This window comes from Clostridium psychrophilum, assembly GCF_018861705.1.
Classification (GTDB): Bacteria; Bacillota; Clostridia; order Clostridiales; family Clostridiaceae; genus Clostridium_AD; species Clostridium_AD psychrophilum.
The window spans coordinates 33,169-50,067 of record NZ_JAHLEC010000020.1; the positions used below are offsets into that span (position 1 = coordinate 33,169).

13 protein-coding genes and 1 pseudogene are annotated in these 16,899 nt (G+C 32.4%); 13 read left to right on the forward strand and 1 reads right to left on the reverse strand.

Going from position 1 to position 16,899, the window contains the following annotated elements:
* Nucleotides 1-181 precede the first annotated feature (181 nt).
* From ygeW to KPL38_RS06745, 12 genes and pseudogenes are all read left to right on the forward strand, one after another.
* Nucleotides 182-1,375 carry a knotted carbamoyltransferase YgeW gene (gene ygeW / locus KPL38_RS06690; protein WP_216288372.1) on the forward strand — a complete coding sequence of 398 codons (1,194 nt, stop codon included), beginning with the start codon at nt 182-184 and terminating at the stop codon, nt 1,373-1,375.
* Nucleotides 1,376-1,501: 126 nt separating this feature from the next.
* Nucleotides 1,502-2,806: pseudogene (locus tag KPL38_RS06695) on the forward strand (putative selenate reductase subunit YgfK); the annotation flags it as partial.
* 434 nt (nt 2,807-3,240) lie between these two features.
* The gene (gene ssnA / locus KPL38_RS06700; RefSeq protein WP_216288374.1) at nt 3,241-4,569 is read left to right on the forward strand and encodes a putative aminohydrolase SsnA; all 1,329 of its coding nucleotides are present in this window, start codon (nt 3,241-3,243) and stop codon (nt 4,567-4,569) included.
* Nucleotides 4,570-4,679: 110 nt separating this feature from the next.
* Nucleotides 4,680-5,900 carry a YgeY family selenium metabolism-linked hydrolase gene (locus tag KPL38_RS06705; RefSeq protein WP_216288375.1) on the forward strand — a complete coding sequence of 407 codons (1,221 nt, stop codon included), beginning with the start codon at nt 4,680-4,682 and terminating at the stop codon, nt 5,898-5,900.
* A gap of 18 nt (nt 5,901-5,918) precedes the next feature.
* Nucleotides 5,919-6,869 carry a carbamate kinase gene (gene arcC, locus KPL38_RS06710; RefSeq protein ID WP_216288376.1) on the forward strand — a complete coding sequence of 317 codons (951 nt, stop codon included), beginning with the start codon at nt 5,919-5,921 and terminating at the stop codon, nt 6,867-6,869.
* 61 nt (nt 6,870-6,930) lie between these two features.
* Nucleotides 6,931-8,316: a dihydropyrimidinase gene (hydA, locus tag KPL38_RS06715; protein ID WP_216288377.1), complete on the forward strand. Its 1,386-nt coding sequence runs from the start codon at nt 6,931-6,933 to the stop codon at nt 8,314-8,316.
* 252 nt (nt 8,317-8,568) lie between these two features.
* On the forward strand, nt 8,569-9,855 hold the full coding sequence (gene guaD / locus KPL38_RS06720) for a guanine deaminase (protein ID WP_216288378.1): 1,287 nt from the start codon (nt 8,569-8,571) through the stop codon (nt 9,853-9,855).
* Between the two features lie 36 nt (nt 9,856-9,891).
* Entirely contained in the window at nt 9,892-11,325 is a 1,434-nt protein-coding gene (locus KPL38_RS06725) for an NCS2 family permease (protein WP_216288379.1), read from the forward strand.
* Between the two features lie 37 nt (nt 11,326-11,362).
* The gene (locus KPL38_RS06730; protein ID WP_216288380.1) at nt 11,363-11,503 is read left to right on the forward strand and encodes a hypothetical protein; all 141 of its coding nucleotides are present in this window, start codon (nt 11,363-11,365) and stop codon (nt 11,501-11,503) included.
* Nucleotides 11,504-11,713: 210 nt separating this feature from the next.
* Entirely contained in the window at nt 11,714-12,298 is a 585-nt protein-coding gene (locus tag KPL38_RS06735; protein ID WP_216288381.1) for a TetR/AcrR family transcriptional regulator, read from the forward strand.
* A gap of 23 nt (nt 12,299-12,321) precedes the next feature.
* Entirely contained in the window at nt 12,322-13,548 is a 1,227-nt protein-coding gene (dpaL, locus tag KPL38_RS06740; protein WP_376769023.1) for a diaminopropionate ammonia-lyase, read from the forward strand.
* Nucleotides 13,549-13,719: 171 nt separating this feature from the next.
* Nucleotides 13,720-14,742 (forward strand): molybdopterin-binding protein, encoded by a 1,023-nt coding sequence (locus KPL38_RS06745; RefSeq protein ID WP_216288382.1) that lies wholly within the window; start codon nt 13,720-13,722, stop codon nt 14,740-14,742.
* A gap of 205 nt (nt 14,743-14,947) precedes the next feature.
* Here KPL38_RS06745 and KPL38_RS06750 read toward each other — a convergent pair whose 3' ends face one another.
* Nucleotides 14,948-15,652 carry an ice-binding family protein gene (locus tag KPL38_RS06750; protein ID WP_216288383.1) on the reverse strand — a complete coding sequence of 235 codons (705 nt, stop codon included), beginning with the start codon at nt 15,650-15,652 and terminating at the stop codon, nt 14,948-14,950.
* 464 nt (nt 15,653-16,116) lie between these two features.
* On the opposite strand from KPL38_RS06750, the gene KPL38_RS06755 reads away from it, so the two are divergent.
* Nucleotides 16,117-16,569, forward strand: coding sequence for a helix-turn-helix domain-containing protein (locus tag KPL38_RS06755; protein WP_216288384.1), 453 nt, complete (start codon nt 16,117-16,119; stop codon nt 16,567-16,569).
* Nucleotides 16,570-16,899 lie beyond the last annotated feature (330 nt).

The window sequence follows — 16,899 nt, forward strand, 5'->3', positions numbered from 1 at the left end:
CTTAAAAAGCCATTAAAGGATTAATAACCGTAAAAGTAGTGATTAAGTTTGATTAGCACAAAAATTCATAATATATAGTCAATTGAATATTGACAAGGGGGTATTGTTATAATAAAATTAGATCAACTAGTCAGTTAGTTTTAAATTACTTTTATTTATTAATAATAAGGAGTGGATATTTATGGTAGACATTAAAAAATTAATGCAAAGTTTAGAAAAATTAAATTATCAAAGCATGTACAATAATGATTTTTTATTGACTTGGGAAAAAACAGATGATGAGATTAAAGCAGTATTTACGGTGGCTGATATACTACGAGAAATGAGGGAAGAAAACATATCATCAAGAATTTTTGATAGTGGATTAGGAATTTCATTATTTCGTGATAATTCTACCCGTACAAGATTTAGTTTTGCTTCGGCTTGTAATCTTCTTGGTCTTGAAGTTCAAGATCTTGATGAAGGAAAATCTCAAGTTGCTCACGGGGAAACTGTAAGAGAAACTGCTAATATGATTTCTTTTATGGCTGATGTTATAGGTATCCGTGATGATATGTATATTGGAAAAGGTAATGCGTATATGCGTGAAGTGTCAAAGGCTGTACAACAAGGTCATAAAGATGGAATTTTAGAACAACGCCCAACACTTGTTAGTTTACAATGTGATATAGATCATCCTACTCAATGCATGGCTGATGCTCTTCATATTATTAATAAATTTGGTGGTATTGAAAATTTGAAAGGCAAAAAAATAGCTATGTCTTGGGCATATTCTCCATCTTATGGTAAGCCACTCTCAGTTCCTCAAGGAGTAATCGGCTTATTAACTCGGTTTGGTATGAATGTTGTTCTTGCACATCCAGAAGGTTATGAAGTTATGAGTGAAGTCGAAGAAATTGCAATGAAAAATGCGGCAAAATCTGGTGGCTCATTTACAAAGACAAATTCTATGGAAGAAGCATTTAAAGATGCTGACATAGTTTATCCTAAGAGCTGGGCTCCGTTTATAGCTATGGAAAAGCGTACAGATTTATACGCGAAGGGTGATAATGTGGGTATAGATTTACTTGAAAAAGAACTTCTTGCGCAAAATGCTAAGCACAGTGATTGGCAATGTACGGAGGAGCTTATGAGCACAACAAAAGATGGGGAAGCACTTTATCTTCACTGTCTACCAGCAGATATCTCTGGAGTTAGTTGTGAGGTTGGAGAGGTTGATGCTTCCGTGTTTGATCGTTACCGCACACCACTTTATAAAGAGGCTAGTTATAAACCTTATATAATAGCTGCTATGATATTTTTAAGCAAGGTTAAAAATCCACAAAAAACATTAGACACACTTATTAATTCAAAAAATGGAAGATTCTTAGGGTAAAATAAATAATTAATAAGATTAATTTATTTTAAGTAGTCAGATTTATAAGAGATGACTACAGCTCTATAAGAGATGACTACAGCTCTATAAGAGATGACTAATAAATGTATACGAGGGGGTGCTTTTATGAGTGATAAGATGAGATTAATTCCTTTTGAAAAGATGCTAATTTGGCTTACCAAAGAGTTAAATACAAAGGAATCTATTTTTGGTGTGCATAAAGATAAATTTTATTATAACAAAACTGAAAATTCAATTACCTTATTTAATGAAAAACTTACCTCACCACTTGGCCCTGCAGCAGGCCCAAATTCCCAATTAGCACAAAATATTGTATGTGCTTATTTAACTGGAAGTCGTTTTATAGAATTAAAAACGGTACAGGTTATTGATGGAGAAGATATAACCGTCACTAAACCATGCATAAATGTTAAGGATGAGGGTTACAACGTAGAGTGGTCAACAGAACTCAAAGTAACAGAAGCATATAATGAATATGTAAAAGCGTGGTTTTTACTTCATGTTTTGATGAAAGAACTTAAATTTTCAAGCGAAAGAGACTTTATGTTCAACATGAGTGTAGGATATAATTTGAGTGGTATAAAATCGCCTAAAATAGATGCTTATATTGAAGGAATGCGTGATGCATCGTCTACAAAAATTTGGAAAGAATGCGAAGAAACACTTCTTTCTCATATGGACATGTTCTCTGAATTTAAAAAAGAAGATTTGGAGAAAATTTCACCAATTATATGTAAATCGATTTCAATATCTACAATGCATGGATGCCCTGCGAGTGAAATTGAAGGAATTGCTAGTTATTTTCTTGAAGAAAAAGGTTTGCATACTTATATAAAAATGAATCCAACACTTCTTGGTGAAAAGTTTGTTCGTGAGACCTTAAATACTATGGGTTATGGTTATATATCTCTTAAGGGAGAACACTTTACAAATGATTTACAGTATTTAGATAGCGTTACAATGTTAAGACGTTTGAAAACGCTCGCAAAGAAACTAAATTTAGAAATAGGAGTTAAACTAACAAACACACTTCCGGCTGATATTAATAATAATGAATTACCAGGGGAAGAAATGTATATGTCAGGGCGTGCATTATTTCCATTAGCTATTTCTTTAGCAAGTAAATTGGCTAGAGAGTTTGATGGCGATTTGCAAATTTCTTATTCAGGTGGAGCAGATTTTTTTAATGTTGATAAAATTTTATCTACAGGGATTAGGCCAATAACATTTGCAACTACAATTTTGAAACCAGGTGGTTATGAGAAAATAACGCAAATGGCTAAAAAAGTAGAAAATTACTTTGATGGTGAAGTTTGTGGAATTAATATAAAAAGGCTTGATGATTTAGCTGAGCAAGCTATTAACGATAAATATTATTGTAAAAAAATACAAGCTATCAATGGTAAAAAAGAGGCGAGCAAATGTTTGGCTTGTAACAATATTTGTGAATTGTGCGTAGGCGTTTGTCCTAACAGAGCAAATATGGTTATTAAGGTCGAAGATGATTCGGTTTATAAACATGAGGTTATACATTTAGATGGTATGTGTAATGAGTGTGGTAATTGTAGCATATTTTGTCCTAATAAAAGAAAACCATATAAGGATAAAATAACAGTTTTCTCCAGCAAAGAAGACTTTGAAAATAGTGATAACAAAGGTTTCTTTATTGAAAACATCGAAAAAGGTATTTGCCTAGTTAGAACTAAAGAAGACAATATTATAAGCTACACTATAGGACAGGAAACATCTATTTCTAAAGAAATGGCAAGTATTATTAAAACTTGTATAAATAACTATGAGTATATACTTTAGTATTAGATTTTATACATTAGGGGTGGGAAAGCATGTTATTAATTGGAAATGGAAAGGTTATAACAAGGGATAATGCTAGACCAATTATTGATGATGGTTGTATTGCTGTTGATGAAAATAAAATTGTAGAGATTGGTTTAACTAAGGATTTTAAAAGCAAATATAGTAATGCAAAGTTTATTGATGCCAAGGGTAAAATTATTATGCCGGGGTTTATAAACACTCATATGCATTATTACAGTACTTTTGCTAGGGGAATGGCAAATGACAGTCCTCCAGCAACAAAATTATCTGAGATACTTAAAGGTTTATGGTGGAGACTTGATAAAACATTGACTTTAGAGGATGTTTATTATAGTGCACTTGTACCTATGATTGATCAAGTTAGAAATGGAGTTACCACTGTTTTTGACCATCATGCAAGTCCGAATGCAGTTACTGGAAGTCTATTTAAAATTGCAGACGCAGCAAAAGAGATAGGAATTCGAAGCAATTTATGTTATGAAACCTCAGATAGGGATGGAGAAAAAAAATGTGATGAAGGTATTTCAGAAAATGTAGAGTTCATTAAATATTGTAACAATAAAAAGGATGATATGCTAAAAGGCATGTTTGGACTTCATGCCTCAATGACTATATCAGACAAAACTTTATATAAATGTTTAGATGCAATAGCAAATTTAAATACTGGCTTTCATGTTCATACTGGAGAAGGTGCTGAAGATGCACAAGATGCCATGAAAAAATATGGCAAAGGGATTGTAGAGAGATGGTATGATGCTGGTGTTCTTTGTGATAAGACAATAGCAGTACATTGTATTCACATTAAAGAAAAAGAAATGGATTTGTTAAAAGAAACAAATACAATAGTTGTTCATAATCCAGAATCTAACATGGGAAATGCAGTTGGTGTTGCTCCAATTCTTGAAATGTATAAGAAGGGAATATTATTAGGGCTTGGGACAGATGGTTATACAGCAGATATGATGGAATCTTATAAAGTAGCGAATATTATTCACAAGCACGTAAATGGTGACTCTACAGTTGCCTTTAGCGAAATCCCGGATATGTTATTTAATAATAATAGAATAATTACTGAGAGGTTTATTGATGGTAAAGTTGGTATTTTAAAAGAAGGAGCATTGGCCGATATCATAGTAGTAGATTACAATTCCCCAACACCAATTAATGAAAATAATATTAACAGTCATTTGTTGTTTGGTATTAATGGACGCTTCGTAGATACAACAATAATTAACGGCAGGGTAGTTATGGAAAATAGAAAACTAGTTAATATCGATGAAGATAGAATTATGGCAAGAAGCAGAGAACTTGCAAGTGATGTTTGGAAGCGTTTTTAAAGGATACTATATAATTATTAACAATATTAACATTTTGTGATATTTTGTTTAGAAAAATCATTAAAAAATTGATTTTATATGTTACAAATATTAAAATATGGGAGGGCAAAATGGGAATAAATATAAATAAAGCAGAAATTTTAAAGGTATCAGAAAGAAACAAACTAGACATGTTTAAGTTTTTAAGAGATATGATAGCAATTCCAAGTGAAAGCTGCAATGAAAAAAAAGTAATTGAAAGAATAAAAGAAGAAATGGTAAAGGTTGGATTTGACAAGGTGGATATAGATCCTATGGGAAATATATTAGGTTATATAGGACATGGGGAACATATTATTGCTATGGATGCACATATTGATACAGTTGCAATAGGCGATATAAATTTATGGAAAGAGGATCCTTATAAAGGATATGAAGACGATGAAGTAATATATGGCAGAGGTGGATCTGACCAAGAAGGTGGAATGGCCTCCATGGTTTATGCAGGTAAAATTATTAAGGAACTCCATCTTGAAGATGATTATACATTAATTGTTACGGGAACTGTTCAAGAGGAAGATTGCGACGGACTCTCATGGCAGTATATAATAAATGAGAGTAAAATAAAACCTGAATTCGTAGTAATTACTGAGCCAACTTCTTCTAATATATATAGAGGTCATAGAGGAAGAATGGAAATAAAAGTTACAACTCATGGTATAAGTTGTCATGGATCTGCACCTGAGAGGGGCGATAATGCTATATTTAAAATGGCACCAATACTCAATGAATTAAAAGATCTAAACGAGAGACTAATTGATAATGATTTCCTTGGAAAAGGAACGTTAACCGTATCAGAAATTTTCTTTTCATCGCCTTCAAGATGTGCTGTGGCAGATGGATGTTCAATATCAATTGATAGAAGACTTACTGATAAAGAAACTTGGAAATATGCAATCAAGCAGATAGAGGGTTTGCCTTCTGTAATAAAGGCAAAGGCAGAAGTAGAAATGTACACTTACGAGCGTCCATCATATACTGGGCTCAAATATCCAACGGAGTGTTATTTCCCAACATGGGTTTTGCCAGAAGAGCATATAGCTTGTCAAACACTTGTAGAATGTTATAAGGGTCTTTTTAATAAGAAGCCATTAGTTGATAAATGGACGTTTTCTACAAATGCAGTTTCTATAATGGGTAGATACAATATACCATGTATTGGTTTTGGTCCAGGACATGAAGATCAGGCTCATGCTCCAAATGAAAAAACTTGGAAAGATGAATTGGTTAATTGCGCAGCAATGTATGCATTAATACCGTTAACCTATATAAACAATATTATTAAAAAATAATTTTTGGAGGAATATAAAATGGAACCAACTCTATTAGTTGTTGCTTTAGGTGGAAATGCACTTCAAAAAGTAGGAACCCCTGCAACGTCCGAGGCTCAGTTAAAAGTAATTAAGAAAACTTGTGAATATATAGCTCAGTTAAAATGCAGAGGGTATAAACTTGTAATAGTTCATGGAAATGGACCTCAAGTGGGAAGAATAGTAATGGCACTTGAATCATCCGCAAATGTCACACCACCTATGCCTCTTGATGTTTGTGGTGCCATGAGTCAGAGTTATATAGGATACCATATTCAACAATCATTAAGAAATGCTTTATTAAAAGTAAACAAGCAAATACCTGTGGTAACTATAGTAACTCAGGTAATTGTTGATAAGGACGACATAGCTTTTAATAATCCAACAAAGCCAATAGGTCCTTTTTATACAAAAGAAGAGGCAGAAAATTTTGAGATTGAAAAAGGGTATATAATGAAGGAGGATTCAGGCAGAGGTTTTAGAAGAGTGGTAGCATCTCCTGTTCCAAAGAAAATAGTTGAATTTTCAACAATAGAAAGGTTACTCGACACAACTATTTGTATAACTGCAGGGGGAGGCGGTATTCCTGTAACACTTGCAAAAGATGGCTCACTTAAGGGCATTGAGGCAGTTATTGACAAGGATCTCGCAGCTGAAAAGCTTGCTGAGGATATAAATGCAAATATTTTATTAATACTTACAGAAGTTGAAAAGGTCTCAATCAACTATAACAAATCTAATCAAGAAGATCTTAATCACATTACTGTACTTGAGGCGCAGAAGTATATGAAAGAAGGTCACTTTGCACCAGGTTCAATGCTTCCAAAGATAATAGCAGCTATCTCGTTTGCAAAATCAAATCCATCACATAAAGCGATAATTACCTCGCTTTATAGTGCAATTGATGCATTGGACGGCAAAACAGGAACAGTTATAACATTAAATAAATAGTAAAAGAAGTTATATTGTTAGCTATAATTACAATCACTATATTAAGAAGGGAGTCTTATCTTTGGGTATTTTACTTAAAGGAGGTAAAGTCGTAACTGCAGTTGATAATTATTATGCAGATGTGCGTTTAGAAGGAGAAAAAATTGTTTCAATTGGTACTAACATAGGTGAAACAGATGATGATATAATAGATGTTCATGATTGTTTTATTATACCTGGTGGGATAGATACTCATACACATTTTGATTTGAAAGTGGGAGCCACGACAACAGCAGATGATTTTGAAAGTGGAACAAAAGCAGCTATTGTTGGTGGAACTACTACAATACTTGATCATCCAACTCAAAACAAGGGGGAATCTTTAAAGGAAACTTTGCGAGCGGAGCATAAAAGATCTGATGGTGTTAGCTACTGTGATTACGGATTTCATATGGGCATTACTGATTGGAGTGATGAAACTTCAAATGAGATGAAAGATATGATTAAAGAGGGAATAACTTCGTTTAAAATGTATATGGCTTATAAAGGAAATCTTCAAGTAGATGATGGCGTAATATTTAAAGCATTGAAAAGAAGCAAAAAACTTAATGCCTTGATTTGTTTTCATTGTGAAAATGGAGATCTAATTGACGAACTTATAGCAGAAGCAGAATTTAGTGGAAATAAATCTCCATACTATCATGCTATGGCTAGACCGGTTGAAGTTGAGAAGGAAGCTATTACTAGGTTACTTATTATTGCAGAAATTGCGGATGCCCCAGTATATATTGTGCATTTAAGTTCAAAAGAAGGATTAATAAGTATCCTAGATGCTAAAAAAAGAGGAGTAAAAGTGTTCGTTGAAACTTGTCCTCAATATTTATTGCTAGATGATTCATATTATGGAGAAAAAGAAAGCAAAAGTTTTGAGGGAGCAAAATATGTGATTTCACCTCCGCTTCGGAAGAAATATGATCAGGATGCATTATGGGAAGGGATAAGTTCGGGTGAAATAACTACTATTGGATCAGACCATTGTTCTTTTAATTACAAAGGGCAAAAGGAGATTGGATTTTATGATTTCACCAAAATTCCGAATGGAGCACCAGGTGTGGAAAACAGAATGGGATTAATTTATACTTATGGAGTAGTAAGTGGTAAGATAAGCTTAAATGAAATGGTTGCAATAACGTCAACTAATGCAGCAAAAACATTTGGAATTTTTCCGAAAAAGGGAACGATAGCTGTTGGAAGCGATGCGGATATTGTAGTTTGGGATCCTAATTTTAAATCTTACATTATTGCAAAAGAGCAAACTCAAAACGTAGATTATAATCCTTTTGAAGGATTTGAACAGCAAGGCAGAGTCAAATATGAATTTTTAAGGGGGAATAAAGTTATATCAAATGCAGAACTGATTGAAAAAAAACCTATTGGAAAGTATGTATTTAGAAAGATAAATAAGTAGGTAGGTATTACATGGTTATAAATAAATTTTAAGTGCAATACGAAATTAATGTAATAGTTAAAGTAGGGGGCTTTTAACGACATTTCATAAGGAAAGTCTCCCTCTTTAATAAATGGGGGGATAACAATTAATAATTGTTATCTACTCCAGAGGACTACAAAGGCGTCATACCCTAACAAATAGAAAGCTTCAGCGGGAGTATAAATTTCCTTCTGAAGTCGTTAATATTGCAGCGACCCAGGAGATGATTTGATGCGTATTGATTATGCAGTTAAAGGAAATATAATTTTTACTAAAGAATTTGGTAAGTATGAAGTAATTAAAGATGGATATATAGTAGTTCAAGGTAAGCTTGTCAAAGGTGTCTATAAAAAACTTAGTGGTGAATTTATTAATTTGAAAGTAATAGATTATGGAAATGCAATGATAATACCTGGATTTGTTGATATACATTTGCATGCATCACAATTTGCAAATTTAGGACTGGGACTTGACAAGGAACTTATGCCATGGCTTGAGGAGTATACTTTTCCTGAGGAAGCTAAATATGCAGATGTTAGTTATGCTAAAAAAGTATACTCGTCATTAATAAGAGAACTATGGAAATTTGGAATTACAAGATCATGCGTTTTTGCTACAATTCATAAGGGTTCGACTAAATTATTAATGGATATGTTTGCAAAATCAGGTTTATCAGCATATGTAGGAAAGGTTAATATGGACAGGAACTCTCCTGATGATTTAACAGAGAAAACAGAGGATTCAATTCGTGATACAGAGGAAATACTTAAAGAATACTCTAATAAATATGAGTTAGTTAAGCCTATTGTTACACCGAGATTTGTTCCAAGTTGTAGCACTGATCTTTTAAAAAATCTTGGAAGGCTCGCAAAACAATATAATGTTCCTGTACAGTCACATTTGTGTGAAAACTATGGGGAAATTAATTTTGTTAAAAAACTACATCCAGATTGCAAAAATTATACTAGTGTTTATAGTAAGGCAGGATTACTTGGAGAAGTACCTACCATAATGGCTCATTGTGTTTTGGTGGACGAAGATGAAATAGAACTATTAGTAGAGAAAAAGGTTTTTGTAGCGCATTGTCCTAGTTCAAATTGTAATTTGGCAAGTGGTAATGCGCCTATTAGAAAATTGATTACTAAAGGTGTTAAAGTAGGCCTTGCAAGTGATATTTCAGCAGGAAATACATTGTCAATGATGGATATAATTGTAAATGCTGCTCAGGTTTCAAATATAAAATGGATTGAAAGCGGTAGAGTAGATAAACCCTTAAAGCTTACAGAATTGTTTTATCTTGCAACAAAAGGTGGAGGAGAATTTTTTGGAAAAGTGGGTAGTTTTGAAGAAAAATACGAATTTGATGCTCTAGTTATTGATGACAGTAGTATGCCAGCTTTTAAAACATTTTCAATAGAAGAAAGACTTCAAAGGTTTATTTATACTGGGGATGATAGAAATATTAAAGTAAGATATGTAGCTGGTAAAAAAATAGAAGAACCAAAAAGTTATTTTTAAAAATAGATAATAGTTATAAATCTAAGGAGACATTTTATGAAAATACAGGAAATAAAAGAAATAAAGGAAAAGCCTTCATTTTTGGAATCTTATTTTCATTTGAAAGAAAACAATTCAAATGTAAAGACAGAAATACTTGCAGGAATCACGACTTTTGTTACAATGGCATACATTATATTTGTTAATCCAAATATACTAAAACTAGCTGGTATGAATTCAGCAAATGCGGTAGGTGATGCGGCAACAAAGTTTAGCGTAGGTACTGATCCAATAGTATCATCTGTTTTTGTTGCTACTTGTCTTGCGGCGGCTATTGGTACATTTATAATGGGGTTTTATGCCAACCTACCTTTTGCTCAGGCACCAGGAATGGGTCTTAATGCATTTTTCACGTATACAGTATGTTTAACATTAGGATTTACTTGGCATCAAGCTCTATCATGTGTGTTAATGTCAGGAATATTATTTATAATAATTACAGTAACTTCGATACGAGAAAAGATAGTTGATGCAATACCTCAAAATCTAAAGTATGCAATTTCCGGAGGTATTGGACTCTATATTGCTCTTATTGGACTTAAATCTGGTGGCGTAATAGTTGCAAATCAAGCAACCCTTGTTGGGTTTGGAAACTTTGCAAAGCCAGGGACGCTACTTACTATATTGGGAATTACAATAACTGGTGTCTTGATGGCTAGAGGCGTTAAGGGGTCGATTCTTATTGGAATAATATCTACCACAATAATAGGTATTCCATTAGGAATAACATCTCTTTCAAATATACATGTGTTCAGTGCCCCTCCATCACTTGCTCCTACATTTGCTGCATTTGATTTTAGTGGTCTCTTATCAAAAGGAGGTACTTCAGTAGGCGGTGCCGTCCTTAGTGTTTTTATGGTTGTTATAACAATTTGTTTAGTTGATCTTTTTGATACTATCGGAACACTTGTTGGGACTGCAACAAAAGCCGGAATGCTTGATAAAAATGGCAAGGTTCTAAGAATGAGAAAAGCACTTTTGTGTGATGCAATAGCAACAACTGCGGGTTCATTTTTAGGAACAAGTACGGTATCAACATATGTTGAATCTACAGCTGGTGTTTCAGAAGGTGGAAGAACTGGACTTACTTCGGTTACAGTAGGGATATTGTTTGTTTTATCACTATTTTTCTCAGATCTTGTTGGATTAGTTCCTGGGCAGGCAACAGCACCAGCACTTGTAATAGTAGGTGTTTTGATGATGTCAACAATTAAAAATATAGATTTCGACGATTTTACCGAAGCACTTCCAGCATTTTTTACTATAGCGTTAATGCCATTTACTTATAGTATAGCTAATGGAATTGCAGCAGCTATGATTTTCTATCCTATAATGAAAATAGCCACAGGGAGGCAAAAGGAACTTAGTCCAATTGTATATATACTTGCTGTATTGTTCCTTCTAAGATATATTTTACTTCCTTTTGTATAAAATCATAAAATCGTACATTAGCGGGGGAAATTATTAAATGTTTAAAATAAAAGATAATATTAATGTTGCCATGGAAAGGCAAAAGGCAGACATTGTCTTAAAAAATGCTTCAATAATTAATGTATTTACTCAAGAAATTGAAAAAAATGATATTGCTGTTAATAATGACATTCTCTAAAGACTCATTGGCGCCTGAGCGTTCATGGTCCGTACTAATACCAGAGCATATGTATGTATTAAGCTCTTTAGTACCAACATTAGGACAGTGCCCATCAATATTTTTATGACTCTTACTGACATCCAGAGGTTTATTTGACTGTAGCAGTTTTAGATTTATAGACTTATTTACCATATAAAATAAAACAATGGAGAGAGATGAAATTATTTTATGTCTAATGATGTTAAACAAAAGATACTTGATGCTGCAATGGAAATAGTGTCAAAAGAGAAAATAAGTGGTACACGTATGCGTATGATAGCAGAGCAAGCTAATATGAGTCAATCAAATTTACATTATCATTTCACATCAAAAAATGATTTATTGATTTCTCTTTTAGATAAAATGCAAGAAGAATTTTCTAATGATAGAAAAAAATATATCAGTCTTGAAAATAAAACTGTGGCTCAAAATATCAGAGGTTTTTTTGATCAGAAAAAAAATGATATTATTAACAAAAAAAAATTCGATTACACACAAATTGATTATTGGGTTCAAGGAACAGTGAATGAAGAGATAAGATTAAAGTTTCAAAATACATTTGAAATTTGGCGTGAGAGTATTCGTGAAGTTTTAAGCAAAGGCGAGCAAATAGAAGAAAAAGATCAGAAGTATTTGGATATGCTTCCATATTTAACTGTGTCTTTAATGCTGGGGGCCTCTTTGCAATACCTCATTGATGAAGGTAAATTTGATCTAGATGAATATTTTAATTTAGCAGAGAAAATGATATTTGGTAAAAATATAAAAAAATAAAACATTATACAGGAGATGTTAGTGTGAGAGATATAGAGGCAATAAAATATATTACTAATGAAGATGCGAGAAAAGTAGATTCGATAAAATCATCTGTAGAATTTATTGATAAAAAAGTTGTTAAAAAGGTTAGAAATTTTCATAAAAGTTTTGCAGAATATAAGGTAACACCACTTCATAGTTTAAATGAACTTTCTAAAGAACTAGGGGTTGGTAAAATATGGGTAAAAGATGAATCTTATAGGTTTGGATTAAATGCTTTTAAGGTTCTAGGTGGTTCATATGCTGTTGGAAAATACTTGGCAGACAAATTAAATATGGATATATCGGAGCTTTCTTTTGAAAAATTAAGATCTAAAGAAATCAAAGAAAAACTTGGAGATATTACGTTTGTTACGGCAACTGATGGTAATCATGGAAGAGGAATTGCTTGGGCTTCAAAACAACTAGGACAAAAATCAGTAGTATTTATGCCAAAAGGATCGTCGGAGGTAAGATTAAATAATATAAGAAAAGAGGGGGCAGAGGCTTCTATAACAGACTTGAATTATGATGATGCTGTGAGGCTTGCGAATAAGTATGCCAATGAGCATAATGGAGTAATGGTGCAAGATAGTGCATGGGAAGGTTATACGGATATTCCAACTTGGATTATGCAGGGATATGCTACACTTATTGATGAAGCTATAGAACAAATAAAGGAAGAGGGAGAAGAAATCCCTACGCATGTATTTCTTCAAGCAGGTGTTGGTTCTTTTGCTGGAAGTATACAAGGATATTTAGCATCTGAATACGGCGCGAACAGACCAATAACCACTATAGTTGAACCAAATGAAGCAGCATGTATATTTAATTCTGTTAATCAAAAAGATGGAAAACCTCATGCAGTAACTGGATATATGCCAACCATAATGGCTGGACTTGCTTGTGGAGAACCTAATATTGTTAGCTGGGGTATTTTAAGAGATTATGCTGATATGTATATATCTTGTCCTGATTATGTAACAGCAAGAGGAATGAGAATACTTGGAAATCCATTGAAGGGTGATCCAAAAGTTATTTCTGGAGAATCTGGTGCAGTATGTTTAGGAATGATGAGTTTAATTTTACAAGATAATAATTTAAAGGAAATATCTCAAAAATTAAATATAAATAAGAATTCAAAAATACTTATTATAAGTACAGAGGGAGATACTGATCCTGTTAGTTATAGAAAAATAGTATGGGATGGAGCATATGCAAGTATATAACTATAAAATAAATATAATAAATTGCAACACTTATTTTTGAAAATATGATACTATTTAGTATGTTAGAATATTTTTACCATCAGAGAAATCTGATGGATTTTAACTTTGAACAATAAAAATTTTTATGGCTTTGCAAGAGTATGTCATAGAATATATAGGAGGAGAACAAATATGAAGACAGTTTCGGTTTATGATTCTGTAGGCATGGTTTTAGTACATGATATGACACAGATTATTCCTGGGAAATATAAGGGAAGCCGATTTAAAAAAGGATATGTGGTTCAAGAAAAAGATATTCCGGTACTACTTGAAATGGGCAAAGAGAATTTGTTCGTTGTTAACTTAGAAGATGGTGGGGTACATGAAGATGATGCGGCAATTAGAATAGCAAAAGCAGCGGCAGGTATAGGCATTGAACTTAAAGTTAAAGGTGAGGGTAAAATCGAGCTAGTAGCATTGTATGATGGTCTGCTTCAAATTGATGTGGACAAGCTTATGGAACTTATTGATCAAGAGGAGGTTGTGTTTGCAACACTTCACAAAAATCAAATGGTAAAACAAGGTCAGGTAGTGGCAGGTACAAGGGTTATACCATTGTTTGTGTCAGAAAAAATTGTAAGGAGAGCAGAAACTGTATGTATGGATAATACAATTATTAAAGTTACATCATTAAAATCATTTAAAGTGGGGCTCGTAACTACAGGAAGCGAAATTTATCATGGAAGAATAAAAGACGCTTTCGGTCCTATTTTAAATAAAAAGTTTAGCTTATTGGGAAGCAAAGTTGTACATCAAATAATATCTGATGATAACGATGATATGATTTCAAATTCAATTAAACAGTTACTGGATGAAGGAGTAGACATGGTAGCAGTTACAGGGGGTATGTCTGTTGATCCTGATGATAGAACGCCATCTGGTATTCGCAAAGCAGGAGGAAAAATTGTAACCTATGGTGCATCTGTTCTTCCAGGTGCTATGTTTTTGCTTGCATATATTGGTGATATTCCTGTTGTTGGTTTGCCAGGATGTGTTATGTATCATAAAATTAGTATATTTGATTTGATTATACCAAGAATTATGGCAGGGGATAAGCCGACCCGAACTGATATTAAGAAATTGTCTCATGGGGGTCTATGTAGAAATTGTGAAGTCTGCACATATCCAAACTGTGGTTTTGGAAAAGCATTCTAAAATCTAAAATCTAAAATCTAAAGAAAAATAGAGATTTAAAATTAATATAGTTAATAAATAAAATTAATTTAATACTTAGCAGAATTTTAGTAAACATACGTTTAACTTTAGAATATATTTACAAACCTTATAAAGGAACTGTCTCAAAATAGATAGAAGTGTATATTTTGAGATAATTCCTTTATTATTGTCTAGAGTGATTGTGTTAATGATTTCCATCTGTGATAGAGTTATTGTCAAGTGTAACAGCACCATTTCGTGCTAGCAACTGACCTCTCACATTTGCACCAGTATTTACTGTGATGGATGTCAATGCAAAGATACGTCCTACAAAATGAGAATATGTTTCTAATGTTGCAGAGCTTCCAACTTTCCAAATTACATTATTTGGATTTGCTCCATTAATAAGCTTAACATTACTTCCTGTTGCCGTAATGAGCGTGGATGCAGTTTTAAATATAAAGTGAGCATTTGGATTTCCTTTAGCATCAAGTGTAAGAGTGCCTGTTATTCCAAATGTTCCAGAGCCTGAATCATAATTGCCATGAGTTAAAGTTTTTCCACCGAGCTGTGTAGGTATACGAGTTATAGGCATAACTGTGTTATCACTGTCATATGAACGTGTAAGGTCTGACTTAGCTACATTTGCAACAGAATCAGAAAGATGTGTATCTCCATTTAATGATAAACTCGCCTGTCCAGTGAGTGCAGTACCAGGGAATAATCCAACATCTCCGTTAATTACGGTATTTCCTGTATTAGTTATTGTTGTTCCTGCTAAAACTGCAAATCTATGGTTGGCAATTGCATTTGGCTGACTAGCAAAGCATGCATTGGGTACTGCTGATATTGCTAATATTAATAGTGTTGTTTGTAATGATATAAATCTCTTCTTATTAAGTATTTTCATAAATAAACCAATCCTTTCTTATTAAGTATTTTGATAAATTTAATCAATCGTCTTTATTCAAAGTTATATCTTAATTCTATTATTAATAAATGCAACCACCTCTTTTCGTTAATCATTGTATATTTCAAGGATTTTGAACTTTAATTAAGAAAATAGACTATATTATGGTAAAATTAGATTATATCGTAAAATAAAATTTATCTAACACTTAATCATATAAATATTTGTATGAATGTATAACGTTAGTGTAGAGTGGAAACGATATTATTTAGGTAGGTATTTTTATAAGCAAGGCTAAATATTTTTTCGTATGAGAGTTTAAATTGAAGATACAAATATATATGAAATTAGTACTTGTAACTTATAACCTTATACTACATCTTTTATTAGAATATTGCAACAAATGATTGTTAAGATTGTTGCATGTATGTAAAAATTCATTTAACATTGATTGGAGCTGAATAATGAAGTTTTTAACTAGTTCAGAAAAACTCAAAGCTACAAGAAAATATTTGAAAATGAAGCAAAAAGATTTAGTAGATGAAAATCTAACTAGAGGGCTCATTAGCATGATTGAAATAGGAAAAAGAGAAATAAGTAACAATGTTGCTATAAAAATTTACGCAAAATTTGAACAAAAGGCAAAAGAGCTTAATATTGAATTAAAGATAGATAGCGCTTATTTATTACGTTCTCCAAGTGAAGATGCAGAGTTATATTGTTTAAAAAAACTTAAGAAAATAAATAAGGATAAAGAAATTAAAGAAATTATTGAAATTGCTGATAAGTTTAATTTATTAAAGACCAAGGCTATGGGATATGGTAAATTGGGTGAGTATTATTTTAAAAAAAAGCAATATAATGAAGCTTTTATTAATTATAATTATGCTATAGAATTATTTGAAAGCATCAAATAAAATAAACTAAATAATAGTTAAATCATCTCCTGGGTCGCTGCAATATTAACAACTTTGGAAGCAAATTTAGACTGCTACCAAAGCAATTCTTCTAGGCTAGACAACTGGCATTTATAGAAGATGGCAGACTCGAAGCTTCCAAAATGTTGTTAAAAGTTCTAAGGGATACCTTGGAGCTTTTTTTAGTCTAAGAAAGAAAAAACAGATGCACAATAAACGTATAATATGATTAAGCCACAAAAAGCTATATTTTCTCCGGTAGGAGTTAAGCTATTTCAAATTTTAGGCTATGCCTCTTGAAAATATTGTAAATTAATATGAAAATTTCAA

Coding starts and splice junctions, on each gene's coding strand:
- ygeW (WP_216288372.1), top strand. CDS start 182: ATGGTAGACATTAAAAAATTAATGCAAAGTTTAGAAAAATTAAATTAT.
- ssnA (WP_216288374.1), top strand. CDS start 3,241: ATGTTATTAATTGGAAATGGAAAGGTTATAACAAGGGATAATGCTAGA.
- KPL38_RS06705 (WP_216288375.1), top strand. CDS start 4,680: ATGGGAATAAATATAAATAAAGCAGAAATTTTAAAGGTATCAGAAAGA.
- arcC (WP_216288376.1), top strand. CDS start 5,919: ATGGAACCAACTCTATTAGTTGTTGCTTTAGGTGGAAATGCACTTCAA.
- guaD (WP_216288378.1), top strand. CDS start 8,569: ATGCGTATTGATTATGCAGTTAAAGGAAATATAATTTTTACTAAAGAA.
- KPL38_RS06725 (WP_216288379.1), top strand. CDS start 9,892: ATGAAAATACAGGAAATAAAAGAAATAAAGGAAAAGCCTTCATTTTTG.
- KPL38_RS06730 (WP_216288380.1), top strand. CDS start 11,363: ATGTTTAAAATAAAAGATAATATTAATGTTGCCATGGAAAGGCAAAAG.
- KPL38_RS06735 (WP_216288381.1), top strand. CDS start 11,714: ATGTCTAATGATGTTAAACAAAAGATACTTGATGCTGCAATGGAAATA.
- KPL38_RS06745 (WP_216288382.1), top strand. CDS start 13,720: ATGAAGACAGTTTCGGTTTATGATTCTGTAGGCATGGTTTTAGTACAT.
- KPL38_RS06750 (WP_216288383.1), bottom strand. CDS start 15,652: ATGAAAATACTTAATAAGAAGAGATTTATATCATTACAAACAACACTA.
- KPL38_RS06755 (WP_216288384.1), top strand. CDS start 16,117: ATGAAGTTTTTAACTAGTTCAGAAAAACTCAAAGCTACAAGAAAATAT.